The following is a 13,398-nucleotide window of genomic DNA, read 5'->3' on the forward strand; positions in this document are numbered from 1 at the left end:
ACATGATCACGATAATAGTTGCCACGCATGGCCCGCTGGCGGGTGCTTTTCTGGAGAGCGCCCGGATGGTGTACGGCGAGCTGCCACAGGTTTACTGCGTCACGCTCAGCGAGCAGGCGGGGATCGAGGGTTTTAAGCATGATTTTGCACACGAGATGGCCCGCGCCGGGAAGTACGCCGACGGCGTGCTGGTGCTGTGCGATCTGCAAAGCGGTACGCCATGGAACGTGGCCTGCCAGTACGCCTTCTCCCCGCAGACTACGCCGCCGGTGGCGGTGCTGGCCGGGGTGAATTTTCCCATGCTGCTGCAAAGCGAGGAGATAAGTGAGTTTACCGATGTTCACCGCGCGGCGGATCGGCTGCTGGCACTGACGCTGCCGACGCTTATCAAAGCCGTCCCTGTCACTTATGAACCATCCGATGATTTTTAAAGGAGCCTGCTATGAGTCTTTCTTTTGTGCGTATTGACGATCGCGTCATTCACGGGCAGCTCGTCACACGCTGGGCCAAAGAGCTGCCCTGCGATGGCATTATCGCCATTGATGATGCCGTCGCGGCCGATCCGCTGCTTTCCTCGGTGATGAAAGGCGCAGTTCAGGACATCAAAGTGTGGTTGTTCGATACCGCGACGGCGATAGAAAAACTGCCGAAGGTCATCGCCAGCGAGAAACGTTACTTCGTGATCGGTAAATCCCCGGTCACGCTGCAACGCCTTGCGCTGGCCGGGATCAACCTGCAAAACGCCAACGGCAAAATCAACGTCGGGCCGATGAGCGCCCGCGCGGATACCACCACCATCGGCCCGAATCAGTCGGTCAACGCCGATGAGATCGCCGCTTTTGACTGGCTGACCGCGCAGGGGCACCTGATTGAGTTTCGTCTGGTGCCGGATGCCAACAGCTATCGCTGGCAGGACGCACGCCAGAAACTGAAATAGGGGGACTGTATGTTTATCGACGCGATATTGATCGGCCTGCTGTGCTACCTGGGGGCGTTGAGCAGCCCGTGGTTGCTGGGCTTAACCGGCGGCTGGTATTTGATCACCCGTCCACTGGTGTCCGGGATGCTGGTGGGGCTGATCCTGGGCGATATGAAAACCGGCATTATCATCGGCGTGGCGGTACAGGCGGTGTATATCGCCATGGTGACGCCGGGCGGCTCGATGCCCGCCGATCTGAATTTTGTGGCCTTTCCGGCAATTGCACTGGGCATTCTTTCCGGTCAGGGACCGGAAGTGGCGGTGGCGCTGGCGGCGACCATCGGCATCGCCGGGACGATTTTGTTTAACGCCATGATGGTGCTGAACTCCTTCTGGAATCACCGGGCGGATGTGGCGCTGGAGCGCGGTGACGAGCGCGGTCTGTGGCTTAACAGCGCCCTCTGGCCGCAGGCGACAAACTTTGTTCTCCGCTTCGTGCCAACCTTTGTTGCCGTCTATTTTGGCGCGCAGTACATCAGCGAGTTTATGGATAGCCTGCCGAAAGTCGTACTTTCCAGCATGAACGTGCTGGGCGGTATTCTGCCGGCGGTGGGGATCGCCATTCTGCTTAAGCAGATCATCAAAAACTACAGCATGTTGATCTACTTTCTGGTCGGTTTCGTCTGCATCGTCTTTTTAAAACTCAATATGGTCGCGCTGGTGATCGTCGGTGCGCTGCTGGCGCTGATCCACTACAACTACAAACCGGAACCCGCGCAGCCCGTAGCCGTAGCGCCGGTTGATGATGAGGATGAATTCTGATGGAAAACCGCACCCTTACCCGATCCGATCTGCGCCGCTGCTGGCGAGCGTGGATGATGCACAATCTGTCGTCGATGAGCTTTGAGCGCCTGGAGTCCTTCGGCTTCTGCCTGAGTCTGTTACCGGTGGCGAAAAAGCTCTACCCGGATGCCGCCGAGCGCCAGGAAATGCTGCGCCGCCACACGTCGTTTTATAATACCGAGCCGCAGTTAGGGGCCATCGTCAACGGTATGGTGCTGGGGCTGGAGGAGAAAAAAGCCAACGGCGAACCCATTGACGGCGACATGATCAACACGCTGAAAGTCGGCCTGATGGGGCCGGTGGCGGGCATCGGCGATTCGATGATCCCCGGCATGTTGATCCCGATACTGTTGAGTATCGGTATGGCGCTGGCGGCGGGCGGCAGCGCTCTTGGGCCGCTGTTTTATGCCGTGGCGTGGCTTGCGATCATCATTCCCGGCTCGTGGTTCCTGTTTTTAAAAGGCTACAAAATGGGTTCCGGCTCGGTGGAGATGCTGGTGAGCAGTAAATCTACCCGCCTGCGGGAAGCGCTGTCGCTGCTGGGAGTATTCGTGATGGGCGGCGTGGCGGCGAGCTACGTTAAGCTCGGCACCGGGCTTGCGTTCATCACCCAGGACGGGGTGAATATTCACGTGCAGCAGATGCTGGACGGCATATTCCCGCAACTGTTGCCGCTGGTCGTGGTACTCGGTACCTGGTATCTGATGGCGAAACGCGGCGTGTCGCCGGTCAAAGCGATGCTGCTGTTGCTGGCGCTGGCGGCAGCCGGTGTCGTGAGCGGGGTATTTGCGGGATAACGTGTGCCGGGTGGCGCTGCGGTCACCCGGCCGGGGATGTTATCACGGATGGAAATCCCGCCACCGATCTGCGGCTTTATCCGGGCGGGAGATAAACTGGAAGCGCGCCGGATCGTCAATAAACTGCTGATAGATTGGCGCACAGGTAATGCCGAATTCGCTGTAGCGCCGGGGGGTGATCGCCTGTAAGCGCCCCGGCGCGTAGTGCGGGTTATGCTGCCAGACGATCTGTTTTTCCTGTATCAGCGGATACCATGCCAGTCCCTTGTGCGCCCGCACCGCGTCGTACTCGAAACCGTATTCCCGATCGCACCACGCGGCGAAGGTTAAAGGCTCATCCGGGCTGGCAGAAATGGTGGCATGTCCCCAGCCTGGCGGCACCAGCACTTTCTCGCCAGCACCGGCGATCACCGCAAAGCAGCGTCCCGGATCGTCTGCCACATATTCCTGCATATAGATAATCGCCCTGCCCTGCCAGATTTCATACAGCTCCGGCGGCGACCAGCCGCTGTGCTGGCTGATACGGTGTACGTGCCCCTGGCTGCGCACCGGCTCGTCACCCAGTTGCCCGGCGGCGTAAGTCACCACACCGAACAGCAGCATGCGTTTTTTCAGCTCGTCACGATCCTCGATGCGTGCGACATCCATCGCAATGGCGTAGACCTCGTTTGGGCCGCTACAGTGCGGATCGCGCAGTGATGCACGGATCTGATCCAGCGTGCGGATCTCCGCCAGCGGGCCAATCACGTCCTCACCATAGCTGAAGCCCAGCGGCTGGCGATGGATCGTCATATCCAGCCCAAAATCAAAACGCGGTTCAGCCATGAGGCACCTCGTTTTCATCGGTGATGCGCAGTGCAAAACCGCTGCTGAGCGCGGCGTAATCGTGCCCGGCGCTGCTCGGCCATACCGCCAGCGCCGAGAGGGTTTCCGGGCCGGTGTTGATCAGTCGATGTGCGGTGAAGCCGGGAATGATGTGCACCGAACCGGGTGTAACAGGCTCCAGTCGCGCTTCGCCCTGTTCATTTTGCAGCAACAGCACGCCGCTGCCGCGCAGCCCAAAATAGACTTCGCCCTGCTCGCGGCGCTGGTGAAAATGCCCGCGCGTCATAAAGTATTCATTGCCCACCTTGCCGGGGTAGAGATGCGTGACGCCGACGAACAGCGCGCCGTCGGCGGCGGGAGAATCAAACATCTCCACGTCATACACGCACAGCTCAGGATCGCACTGACGAAAAGCGAGCGTATCGGCGAATACGCCCGCCAGTTGGTGAAGACAGGTAGTTTTACGCGTGCGTGGGCCATTGGCTAGTGCGCCAGTAGCCCATGCCACCTGGGGTGGCAAAGGTAAAGAAGGTTTCATGGTTATCTCCGGCCCGAGGAGAACAACCCAGTAACCTTAGCAGGTTAATCGATTAACTTATGTCGGTAAAATCACATCTGCGGCACGCTCAGGGTTGCGCGGGGGCGTTCATCGCCCGGTGCACCTCTTCGCTGAGGCAGATATTTTCGGCTTTCTCATCATTTACCACGAGGTTAGTGATTTTATTGCCGTCCAGGAAAGGCACTTGCGGGCAGTAACGATCGGCTTGTTTTACCCACGCGATCGGCAGCACCTCTGCGTTATTGCCAGTCTGGATCACCGTCTGTAATCGTTCGGTAGTGGCGAGCGTTTCGCATACCTCTTTATCCACGGCAAAGCGGCTCAGTTGCCCGTTTTTCCGCGTGACGGGATAGACGATACGCCCGTCCTGATAATCCGGTATCACATAGCAGGCCAGGTAAGCGCTCTTATCCAGCACGGGCTGCTGGTAGCTCTCCGCGCGGTCAACCAGCACCACGTCGTTTCCCTGCCAGCGGTAGACATCAATGCCATGGCTACAGCAACTGCTGCGCCAGAAGCTGATGATCTGCTGATGCTGCGTATCAATCTCGGGGGAGGTGATCTCCTGAAAGGCGGCAGGCGCATCTACCCAGATTTTTTTGTCGGCATCATACAGCCAGGTCTGCTGGGGGATGTTGGGGCCTGCCGGCAGATATTGCGCGATCATCAGATCGGCATTGCCATCGAAATTGACATCCCGCCATTCCGGTAGGTAGATCTGACAGGTGCCGTGCGATTCTGTTGTTAACTGCTGGAGCAGTTTTCCGTGCTGAAAAAGCTTAATGCCGGTGACGGTGGGCGGTTCGCCGCAGTCGCCGGTCTTCTCCGGCAGCGCATCGGCCACCAGCACCAGATCGATGTCGGGTTCGTTTTTGGCTTTAATCCTCGTGAGCAGCACGGGATAGTGCCGCTTGCCATCCGGGGAAGACCATTGCCCTTTTAACGTATCCTCCGCCTGGGTTACGTCCCAGTTGCCCGTGACGGTATCCGCGGCTTTTTCCTGCAACGTGATGCGGTCAGCCTGGAGCGGGCCGGCGAGCGTCAGTCTGGCTATTTTGGCATTGCAGGGGGCGTAACAATAACTTCCCTGCAGATCGCCATTACTGTTTTGCAGATCGACCTCCACCGTTTTACCGGCGACGGTACCGCTGTAATGCCGTTGCCAGACCAGGAATTCCACCGCCGCACTGGCCTTGCCCATGACCAGCAGCAGAACGACTGCCAACCCTTTTTTTATGTTCATCAACCCTGATCCTTGCCCGTTTAACGGCGCACCAGACACAAAAATGCCAGCGGGTTTGCACCGGCTGGCATTGGCTTATCCTGCATGACGTCTGTGTTAGTGAACTTCTTTCACGTCGACACGCAGCTCTTTCGGTACTTCGAACACGATATTCTCTTCGCGGCCTTCGAGCGGGATGGCTTCGCCGCCACCCAGCGCCTGCAAACGCTTGATGACGTTCTGCACCAGAATATCCGGGGCGGACGCGCCTGCGGTGACGCCCACGCAGGCGGCACTGGCGACCCAGGCTTCCTGAATATCGTCAGCATCGTCAATCAGATAGGCCGCTTTACCCATGCGCTGCGCCAGCTCCGCCAGACGGTTAGAGTTGGAGGAGTTTTTCGACCCCACCACCAGCACCACATCCGCCTGCTCTGCCAGCGCACGCACGGCTTCCTGACGGTTGGTGGTGGCGTAGCAAATGTCGTCTTTACGCGGCCCGACAATTTTCGGGAAGCGCACGCGCAGGGCGTCGATCACTTCAGAGGTATCGTCCACCGAGAGCGTGGTCTGGGTCATAAACGACAGTTTGCTTTCGTCTTTAACGTTCAGCGTGAACACGTCATCAGGGGATTCCACCAGGTACATGCCCCCTTTCGGGTTGCTGTACTGCCCCATGGTGCCTTCCACTTCCGGGTGACCCGCATGGCCAATCAGAATGGACTCTTCACCGCGACGGCTGGCGCGAGCCACTTCCATATGCACTTTGGTGACCAGTGGACAGGTGGCATCGAAGACGGTTAAATCGCGGCTTTTCGCTTCGTTGCGCACGGCCTGCGAAACGCCATGCGCGGAGAAAATCAGGATCGCGCCGTCCGGCACTTCGCTGATCTGCTCGATAAAAATCGCCCCGCGCTCACGCAGGCTGTCTACCACGTAACGGTTGTGCACCACTTCATGACGCACATAAATCGGCGCGCCGTAAATCGCCAGCGCGTTTTCAACAATGCTGATAGCGCGGTCTACGCCAGCGCAGAAGCCGCGCGGGTTAGCCAACAGGATCTGCATGTTATGCCTCCAGTACCGGATCGACTTCCAGCACTTCAATATCAAAATGGACGGTCTGGTTCGCCAGCGGGTGATTGAAATCCACGGTAATCGAATCGCCGTTAATTTCACGGATCACGCCTGGCATTTCGCTGCCATCCATTGCGGTAAATAACATGATTGCGCCGATTTCCGGCTCGCCCGCGTCCATAAACTCACGGCGGGAGAAATACTGGATCAGATCCGGGCTGACGACGCCGAAAGCCGCATCCGGCTCCAGCGAGAAGGCTTTTTTATCGCCCGCTTTCAGCCCCAGCAGATGCTGTTCCAGCCCTTCGGAGAGCGACCCGTCGCCCAGACGAAACAGCGCGGGTTTGCCGTTATTACGGGTGGATTCCGCAGTGGAGCCATCTTCAAGCTTTAAGGTGAAGTGCACCAGTACTGCGCTGTTGCTCTGTATCGATTCAGACATGCGGGTTGCTCTATTTTATTGTGTTGCCCGGTGGCGCTTCGCTTACCGGGCTTACAAAAGACAATCAAAACCGTAGGCCGGGTAAGTGTAGCGCCACCCGGCGATGTGTTACGCAGGCTTTTTCTCGCGGGAAGGCAAAAACCCTTCCAGCACGATCAAGGCCGCGCCGATACAAATGGCCGTATCGGCCAGATTAAAGGTCGCGAAATGCCAGTTGCCGACGTAGAAATCGATCATGTCGACCACAAAACCGTGCCACAAACGGTCGAACAGATTACCCAGCGCGCCGCCAATGATCAGCGCATAGGCGATGTTGTTCAGCTTCTGTGACGCCTTTGCGCGATACATCATGACCATGAGGATCACGCAAATGCCAAGGGCGATACCGGCAAAGAACCAACGCTGCCAGCCGCCGCTGTCGGCGAGGAAACTGAACGCCGCGCCATAGTTACGCGCATAATGCAGATTAAGCGACGGGAACAGCGATACCGTATCCCCCAGAGCAAAGTTCTGGAGGATCAGGAATTTACTGCCCAGATCGATAATCAGCACGACCACTACCAGCCACAACCAGCGCAGCCCTGTTGAAAAGATCGGTTTACTCATCAGGCGAACTTACGTTTTTCGCCGTCACCGGCGATGTTGCTGACACAGCGTCCGCAGATATCTGCGTGTTCCGCCACCTTGCCGACGTCGGTCGTGTAATGCCAGCAGCGCGGGCATTTTTCGCCTTCGGCTTTGCTGAGCGACACTTTCAGTCCCTTGAGCAGTTCGCTCTGTTGGGCGTCGTCGGACGCGGTAGCATAATCGGCAACCGCGGCCCCGGAGGTCAACAGGACAAATCGCAATTCATCACCCAGCGCCGTCAGTTTAGCCGCCAGTTCAGGTTCTGCGTACAGCGTGACTGCCGCTTCCAGTGAACCGCCCACTTTCTTATCAGCACGCGCCTGCTCGATCACTTTGTTCACTTCGCCGCGCACTTTCAGCAGATCGCTCCAGAAAGCGTCGTTCATGGCGTCGGTTTCTGTCAGACCAAACAGGCCCTGATACCATTCGCCGGTAAAGACGTATTTCTCGCGATCGCCTGGCAGATAACCCCAGATTTCATCGGCGGTGAAGGACATGATCGGTGCCATCCAGCGCACCAGCGCTTCGGCAATATGATACAGCGCGGTCTGGCAGCTGCGACGGGCCACGCTGTCGGCTTTCGCGGTGTACTGGCGATCTTTGATGATGTCGAGGTAGAACGAGCCCATTTCGACGGAGCAGAAGCGCATCAGGCGCTGTACCACTTCGTGGAAGTCGTATGACTCATAGGCCTTCAGGATGTCGTCCTGTGCCGCCTGAGCGCAACCTACCGCCCAGCGATCCAGCACTACCATCTCTTCCGGTTTCACCATGTCGGTTGCCGGATTAAACCCGTTCAGGTTCGCCAGCAAGAAACGCGCGGTGTTACGAATACGACGATAGCTGTCGGCAGCACGTTTGAGGATCTCATCAGACACCGCCATTTCGCCGGTGTAGTCAGTAGATGCCACCCACAGACGCAGAATATCCGCGCCGAGTTTGTTCATCACATCCTGCGGGCTAACCGTGTTGCCGATAGATTTCGACATCTTACGGCCCTGACCATCGACGGTGAAACCGTGGGTCAGCACCTGGCGATACGGCGCTTTGCCTTTCATGGCGGTGGAGATCATCAGGGAGGACATGAACCAGCCGCGATGCTGGTCAGAACCTTCCAGATACATATCCGCCGCATGACCGGCGAACTCCGGACGCACATCCACCACGGAGGAATGGGTGGAGCCGGAATCGAACCACACGTCCAGCGTATCCGGCACTTTTACGTAATTGTCAGCGTCATCGCCCATGATCTCTTTCGCATCGAGATCCCACCAGGCCTGAATACCGTCAACTTCCACGCGTTTCGCTACTTCTTCCATCAGTTCGAGGGTGCGCGGGTGCAACTCTTCGGTGTCTTTATGCACGAACAGCGACATCGGCACGCCCCAGGTACGCTGGCGGGAGATACACCAGTCAGGACGGTTTGCGACCATGGATTCGATACGCGCCTGGCCCCAGTCCGGGATCCACTGCACGCCTTTGATCTCAGACAGCGACTGCGTGCGCAGACCTTTTTGATCCATGCTGATGAACCACTGCGGGGTGGCACGGAAGATGATCGGCGTTTTGTGACGCCAGCAGCACGGATAGCTGTGCTGCATTTTTTCGACGTGCAGCAGCGCGCCTTTTTCACGCAGCAGCTCAACGATGGTGTCGTTGGCTTTGAAAACGTTCAGGCCGTCCAGCGTCGGGAAGGTGCCCGCCAGATAGGTGCCGTCCGGGCCAACCGGGTTAGCGATTTCCAGACCGTATTTCTGGCTGATGGTGTAGTCGTCAGGACCGTGACCACCGGCGGTATGTACTGCACCGGTACCCGCGTCGAGGGTAACGTGATCGCCAAGAATGGCCGGCACGTCAAAGCCCATAAACGGATGCGCAAAACGCATCAGTTCCAGCTCTGCACCGTTAACGGTGCCCAGTACGCTGTAGTCGGTGACGCCGATGCGTTTCATTACGCTGTCGACCAGATCTTTGGCGAGGATCAGCGCCTGGCCGTCAATCTGCACCAGCGCATAATCGAATTCCGGCGACAGGGAGATGGCACGGTTAGCAGGCAGCGTCCACGGCGTGGTGGTCCAGATGACCAGCGAGATCGGGCCAGTGACGCCCGGCAGGCCAAATTTAGCCTTTACCACGTCCTGATCGACAGCCTGGAAGGCTACGTCAATAGACGGAGAGGTTTTGTCGTAATACTCCACTTCCGCTTCAGCCAGCGCAGAGCGGCAGTCAACGCACCAGTGTACCGGCTTCGCGCCTTTCAGCAGGTGACCGTTGCCGATGATTTTACCCAGCGCACGGATGATGTTGGCTTCGGTTTTGAAGTCCATGGTCAGGTACGGATGCGACCAGTCGCCCAGCACGCCCAGACGGATAAAGTCTTCGCGCTGACCATTCACTTGACTTGCAGCGTACTCGCGGCATTTGGCGCGGAATTCTGCGGCGGTGAACTTCTCGCCCGGCTTACCGAATTCCTGCTCGACTTTTAGCTCGATCGGCAGACCGTGGCAGTCCCAGCCCGGCACGTACGGCGAGTCAAAGCCCGTGAGTCCTTTGGACTTCACGATAATGTCTTTCAGAATCTTATTAACCGAGTGACCAATATGAATGCTGCCATTCGCATAGGGAGGGCCATCATGCAGAATGAAGGTTTTTTTGCCTTTTTTCGCCGCACGGATGATGCCGTACAGATCATCATCGGTCCAGCGCGCCAGCATTCCCGGCTCGCGTTTGGCGAGATCGCCACGCATCGGGAACCCTGTTTCCGGCAAATTCAGGGTAGATTTATAGTCACTCATCAGATTCTCGGTTCCGTATTTAAAACGTATGTTGGCGTTACGCCGGGTTTTGTAGCCCTAAAAATTCGCGGGCTGCTAATTCATCTTTCGCAATTTGCGCTTTGAGCTCATCCAGCGAGGCAAATCGCTGCTCACTGCGAATTTTTTTCCGCAGTATGACATCTATATGGCGTCCGTAGAGGTCCATTACAACGTCTAACAGGTGGACTTCCAGCTGCTGGCGTACACCCGCCACCGTGGGACGTGTACCGATATTGGCCACGCCCGGCAGGGGTTTATCGCCCAGCCCTGTCACTTCAACAGCATAGACTCCCTTTACCGGCGAAACCTGGCGACGCAGCGGGATATTCGCCGTCGGGAAGCCAATGGTGCGGCCCAGCGCATCGCCGTGCACCACGCGGCCGGAGATCGTAAAAGGATGCCCTAACAGGCTTTCAGCCAGCGCGAGGTCGTCACAGCCGAGCGCCTGGCGCACCGCCGTGCTGCTGACGCGGACGCCGCCCTGACAGAAGGTCTGCGTGCTGGTGACGTCAAAACCATACTCCAGCCCGGCCTTCTGTAATAACAAGAAATCGCCCTGACGACCAGCGCCATAGCGGAAATCATCCCCTACAGCGAGGAACTGCACGCCGAGACGATCGACCAGCAAATCGCTGACGAAGTTTTGCGCCGTCAGCGCAGCAAAGCGCCTGTCGAAGCGCACGCACAGCACGTAATCCACGCCGCATTCGGCCAGATAACGCAGCTTGTCACGCAGGCGTGTCAGGCGGGCGGGCGCTTTATCGCCCGCGAACAGCTCCAGCGGCTGCGGCTCAAAAATCATCACCACAACCGGTAAACCACGTGCGCGGCCTTCTTCACGCAGCCCCTCGATCAGGGCCTGATGACCACGATGCACGCCGTCGAAATTACCAATAGTCAGCACACACCCGTGTGGGGCCTGGCTGAGATTATGTATGCCGCGTATCAGCTTCATGTCTGGCTCAAAAACGGGGAAATCGGCAGAGTATACCTTGTACAGCGTTCAACGTTAACCGGCGATTGGCCTTCGTAAACAGAAAGCTGTGTTGATTTCATTGTGCTTATGTAAGGCCTGTGAAAAAACTGGCGGGTGTCTGTGATTTTTATGGCAGAAAAGCTGTATTCGCGAACGGCATGCTGGTAGAATCCTGCGCCATCACACGTAACGAGTGTCGCTATGCGGCGGCGCTTATTTGCACAAATCCATTGACAAAAGAAGGCTAAGAGGGCATATTCCTCGGCCTTTGAATTGTCCACATAGATCATATTTGGGAGTTGGACCTTGGCTAATATCAAATCAGCTAAGAAGCGCGCCGTTCAGTCTGAAAAGGCACGCAAGCACAACGCAAGCCGTCGCTCTATGATGCGTACTTTCATTAAGAAAGTATACGCAGCGATTGAAGCTGGCGACAAAGCAGCTGCGCAGAAAGCATTTAACGAAATGCAACCGATCGTGGATCGTCAGGCCGCTAAAGGTCTGATCCACAAAAACAAAGCAGCGCGTCATAAGGCTAACCTGACCGCGCAGATCAACAAACTGGCTTAATCGCCTGCTTGTTGTACTTTGTTGAAGAAACCCGCTCAGGCGGGTTTTTTTACGTCTGTTATTTACCTCTTTTTATTGTCTCATAAGTTAATTAAATATATAAAAGCCGGCACCTTCCACACTGAAAATTAATATATTTCATCTTGCCGTAAACTGTGAATCAGTTAACACATAACCATTAAAAAACGCCAAAAACAAATTCCCGTAAAAGCAAAACAAAAAATAATAATTGTCCATCGCACATCCTGGCCGTAGCTTAACGTCGCGATACACATTCCCCTCTCTATAACTTAGAAAATATAAGCGGTATTTCTGGGTAAAATGTTTAATGACAGGAGTTATTATGCGTTCTGCTACTGAAAATCACGGACACGATGATACCGATACCTTACCCATGATCCAGCGAATAAGTTATGGCTCGCTCGATGTTGCAGGTAATCTTCTTTATTGTTTTGGTTCAACCTATATCCTTTATTTTTACACCGATGTGGCGGGTATCAGTCTGGCGATTGCCGGTACCATCCTGCTGCTGGCGCGCATCGTAGACGGCATCGATGCGCCAGTGTGGGGTATCATCATTGATAAAACCCATTCCCGCTATGGCAAATGTCGGCCATGGTTTTTATGGTTGCCGCTTCCGTTTGCGATATTTGGTGCGCTGTCATTCTGGTCGCCCGATATTAGCATGACAGGAAAAGCCATATATGCAGCACTATCGTACATGCTGGCCAGCATTCTTTTTACCGGACTCAATACACCACTCAGCGCTATTTTACCGTTAATGACATTATCGCCAAAAGAGCGTCTGGTTTTAAATTCTTATCGCATGACCGGCGGGCAAATAGGCGTACTACTAATGAATGCCACCGCATTACCATTAGTCGCTTTTTTAGGTCAGGGCGATGATAAACGGGGTTTTATATTAACGGCGACAGTCTTCGCCATTATTTCCTGTGGGCTGACGCTTTTTGCTTTTAAAAATATTCGCGAGCGGCAAAGTCATGCTATTTCGCAGGAAGAAAAGTTACCAGTCAGGAAAAGCTTTAGCGCCATGAAAGGCAACTGGCCCTGGCTGCTAATGGTGATGGCCAATCTGATCTTCTGGATTGCTCTCCAGCAGCGGGCAACGACCATCGTTTACTATCTGACCTACAACCTTGACCGCAAAGATCTGGTCCCGCTGATCAACAGCCTCGCCACCATCCAGATCTTTTTCATCATCGCTATCCCCTTTTTCAGCCGCTATCTGAGCAAAACCGGCATCTGGATCGGCGGCCTGGTCGTCGCAAGTCTTGGCGGCGTCTTGTTATGGCTGGCGGGGGACAACATTCCGTTGTTAATCGCCGCCTGGGTGATCGGCAACATCGGCAGCGGCATTGCCTGCTCGATGCCCTTCGCCATGCTGGGATTTGCCGTGGATTACGGTGCCTGGAAAACCGGCATCAAAGCCACCGGGATCCTGATCGCCTTCGGCAGTACCTTCTGCATCAAGATGGGCAGCGGCATCGGTACGGCCTTTGCGGCATGGGTGATGAACAGCTTCGGCTATCTTCCCAATCAGACACAGAGCGCCGAAAGCCTCAATGGCATCGCCTGGGCATTTATCTGGCTTCCGGCTCTGCTGTTCGCCCTGGCCGCCCTGCCGCTGCTGTTTTTCCGTAAATATGAAGCCATGGAAGTTCAGATACAGAAGAGCCTGCAAACATCGCATCGTTAATGAAATCA

14 protein-coding genes and 1 pseudogene are annotated in these 13,398 nt (G+C 56.1%); 6 read left to right on the plus strand and 9 right to left on the minus strand.

What is annotated here, in order from left to right; all coding sequences use genetic code 11:
- Positions 1-2 precede the first annotated feature (2 nt).
- The 4 genes from KW828_RS12455 to KW828_RS12470 are packed head-to-tail and all read left to right on the plus strand — an operon-like array spanning position 3 to position 2,559.
- Complete coding sequence (locus KW828_RS12455; protein ID WP_218336648.1) at positions 3-431, plus strand: PTS sugar transporter subunit IIA; 429 nt, start codon at positions 3-5, stop codon at positions 429-431.
- Positions 432-442: 11 nt separating this feature from the next.
- Complete coding sequence (locus KW828_RS12460; protein ID WP_218336649.1) at positions 443-937, plus strand: PTS sugar transporter subunit IIB; 495 nt, start codon at positions 443-445, stop codon at positions 935-937.
- A 9-nt stretch (positions 938-946) separates the two neighbouring features.
- The gene (locus KW828_RS12465) at positions 947-1,741 is read left to right on the plus strand and encodes a PTS sugar transporter subunit IIC (protein WP_218336650.1); all 795 of its coding nucleotides are present in this window, start codon (positions 947-949) and stop codon (positions 1,739-1,741) included.
- Entirely contained in the window at positions 1,741-2,559 is an 819-nt protein-coding gene (locus KW828_RS12470) for a PTS system mannose/fructose/sorbose family transporter subunit IID (protein ID WP_218336651.1), read from the plus strand. Before KW828_RS12465 ends, KW828_RS12470 begins: the two co-directional genes overlap by 1 nt.
- 42 nt (positions 2,560-2,601) lie before the next feature.
- On the opposite strand, the gene KW828_RS12475 is transcribed toward KW828_RS12470, so the two are convergent.
- From KW828_RS12475 to KW828_RS21910, 9 genes and pseudogenes are all read right to left on the minus strand, one after another.
- The gene (locus KW828_RS12475) at positions 2,602-3,384 is read right to left on the minus strand and encodes a glucose-6-phosphate isomerase family protein (RefSeq protein ID WP_218336652.1); all 783 of its coding nucleotides are present in this window, start codon (positions 3,382-3,384) and stop codon (positions 2,602-2,604) included.
- Positions 3,377-3,922, minus strand: a complete 546-nt coding sequence (locus KW828_RS12480) for a glucose-6-phosphate isomerase family protein (protein WP_218336653.1) — start codon at positions 3,920-3,922, stop codon at positions 3,377-3,379. Before KW828_RS12480 ends, KW828_RS12475 begins: the two co-directional genes overlap by 8 nt.
- Before the next feature lie 88 nt (positions 3,923-4,010).
- Positions 4,011-5,186: a nitrite reductase gene (locus KW828_RS12485; RefSeq protein ID WP_218336654.1), complete on the minus strand. Its 1,176-nt coding sequence runs from the start codon at positions 5,184-5,186 to the stop codon at positions 4,011-4,013.
- 96 nt (positions 5,187-5,282) lie between these two features.
- Positions 5,283-6,233 (minus strand): 4-hydroxy-3-methylbut-2-enyl diphosphate reductase, encoded by a 951-nt coding sequence (gene ispH, locus KW828_RS12490; protein ID WP_072570482.1) that lies wholly within the window; start codon positions 6,231-6,233, stop codon positions 5,283-5,285.
- Position 6,234: 1 nt separating this feature from the next.
- Positions 6,235-6,684, minus strand: a complete 450-nt coding sequence (fkpB, locus tag KW828_RS12495) for an FKBP-type peptidyl-prolyl cis-trans isomerase (protein WP_088220739.1) — start codon at positions 6,682-6,684, stop codon at positions 6,235-6,237.
- A 108-nt stretch (positions 6,685-6,792) separates the two neighbouring features.
- Positions 6,793-7,290: a signal peptidase II gene (gene lspA, locus KW828_RS12500; protein ID WP_088220738.1), complete on the minus strand. Its 498-nt coding sequence runs from the start codon at positions 7,288-7,290 to the stop codon at positions 6,793-6,795.
- A complete protein-coding gene (gene ileS / locus KW828_RS12505; protein WP_218336655.1) occupies positions 7,290-10,106 on the minus strand; it encodes an isoleucine--tRNA ligase in 2,817 nt (938 codons plus the stop codon). Before ileS ends, lspA begins: the two co-directional genes overlap by 1 nt.
- Before the next feature lie 37 nt (positions 10,107-10,143).
- Complete coding sequence (ribF, locus tag KW828_RS12510; RefSeq protein ID WP_218336656.1) at positions 10,144-11,082, minus strand: bifunctional riboflavin kinase/FAD synthetase; 939 nt, start codon at positions 11,080-11,082, stop codon at positions 10,144-10,146.
- 7 nt (positions 11,083-11,089) lie between these two features.
- Positions 11,090-11,302 (minus strand): annotated as a pseudogene (locus KW828_RS21910) (DUF2575 domain-containing protein); the annotation flags it as partial.
- A gap of 107 nt (positions 11,303-11,409) precedes the next feature.
- On the opposite strand from KW828_RS21910, the gene rpsT reads away from it, so the two are divergent.
- Together rpsT and KW828_RS12520 are read left to right on the plus strand one after the other, a co-directional pair.
- Positions 11,410-11,673: a 30S ribosomal protein S20 gene (gene rpsT, locus KW828_RS12515; protein WP_002887965.1), complete on the plus strand. Its 264-nt coding sequence runs from the start codon at positions 11,410-11,412 to the stop codon at positions 11,671-11,673.
- A gap of 343 nt (positions 11,674-12,016) precedes the next feature.
- Positions 12,017-13,390, plus strand: coding sequence for an MFS transporter (locus KW828_RS12520; RefSeq protein WP_218336657.1), 1,374 nt, complete (start codon positions 12,017-12,019; stop codon positions 13,388-13,390).
- Positions 13,391-13,398 lie beyond the last annotated feature (8 nt).

It is taken from the genome of Enterobacter sp. ENT03 (assembly GCF_019218745.1).
Taxonomy (GTDB): domain Bacteria; phylum Pseudomonadota; class Gammaproteobacteria; order Enterobacterales; family Enterobacteriaceae; genus Enterobacter_D.

What these genes read in the sequence shown, in the direction of transcription:
- KW828_RS12455 (WP_218336648.1), top strand. Translation starts at nt 3, where the DNA reads ATGATCACGATAATAGTTGCCACGCATGGCCCGCTGGCGGGTGCTTTT.
- KW828_RS12460 (WP_218336649.1), top strand. Translation starts at nt 443, where the DNA reads ATGAGTCTTTCTTTTGTGCGTATTGACGATCGCGTCATTCACGGGCAG.
- KW828_RS12465 (WP_218336650.1), top strand. Translation starts at nt 947, where the DNA reads ATGTTTATCGACGCGATATTGATCGGCCTGCTGTGCTACCTGGGGGCG.
- KW828_RS12470 (WP_218336651.1), top strand. Translation starts at nt 1,741, where the DNA reads ATGGAAAACCGCACCCTTACCCGATCCGATCTGCGCCGCTGCTGGCGA.
- KW828_RS12475 (WP_218336652.1), bottom strand. Translation starts at nt 3,384, where the DNA reads ATGGCTGAACCGCGTTTTGATTTTGGGCTGGATATGACGATCCATCGC.
- KW828_RS12480 (WP_218336653.1), bottom strand. Translation starts at nt 3,922, where the DNA reads ATGAAACCTTCTTTACCTTTGCCACCCCAGGTGGCATGGGCTACTGGC.
- KW828_RS12485 (WP_218336654.1), bottom strand. Translation starts at nt 5,186, where the DNA reads ATGAACATAAAAAAAGGGTTGGCAGTCGTTCTGCTGCTGGTCATGGGC.
- ispH (WP_072570482.1), bottom strand. Translation starts at nt 6,233, where the DNA reads ATGCAGATCCTGTTGGCTAACCCGCGCGGCTTCTGCGCTGGCGTAGAC.
- fkpB (WP_088220739.1), bottom strand. Translation starts at nt 6,684, where the DNA reads ATGTCTGAATCGATACAGAGCAACAGCGCAGTACTGGTGCACTTCACC.
- lspA (WP_088220738.1), bottom strand. Translation starts at nt 7,290, where the DNA reads ATGAGTAAACCGATCTTTTCAACAGGGCTGCGCTGGTTGTGGCTGGTA.
- ileS (WP_218336655.1), bottom strand. Translation starts at nt 10,106, where the DNA reads ATGAGTGACTATAAATCTACCCTGAATTTGCCGGAAACAGGGTTCCCG.
- ribF (WP_218336656.1), bottom strand. Translation starts at nt 11,082, where the DNA reads ATGAAGCTGATACGCGGCATACATAATCTCAGCCAGGCCCCACACGGG.
- KW828_RS12520 (WP_218336657.1), top strand. Translation starts at nt 12,017, where the DNA reads ATGCGTTCTGCTACTGAAAATCACGGACACGATGATACCGATACCTTA.